We start from the raw sequence: 202 nt of genomic DNA, 5'->3' as shown, positions 1-202 counted from the left end.
GTCTGCGACCGGGGGAGCGGACCGGCCCGGAGCGGCTGGCCGAGCGCCTGCTGGTGGCGCCCGGCCAACGACGCCTGCTCGACGCGGTGTACGCCGCCCTGGTGCACGGCGGCCACCTCACGGCCGACGGCACGGTGACCGCGCTCCACCACGACGCCGCCGCGTTCGGCGCGGAACTGGCCAGGACCCACCCGCACAGCGC

General features: G+C 78.2%; 1 protein-coding gene. It reads left to right on the top strand.

Annotation, left to right across the window (positions count from 1 at the left end; all coding sequences use genetic code 11):
• A partial coding sequence (locus GT042_RS24745; protein WP_161310935.1) for a hypothetical protein occupies window positions 1-202 on the top strand: 202 nt, incomplete at both ends.

This window comes from Streptomyces sp. SID3212 (assembly GCF_009865405.1).
Taxonomy (GTDB): domain Bacteria; phylum Actinomycetota; class Actinomycetes; order Streptomycetales; family Streptomycetaceae; genus Streptomyces.
The sequence above is the reverse complement of the archived record's forward strand: the minus strand, read 5'-3'. Positions and strand labels throughout refer to the sequence as shown.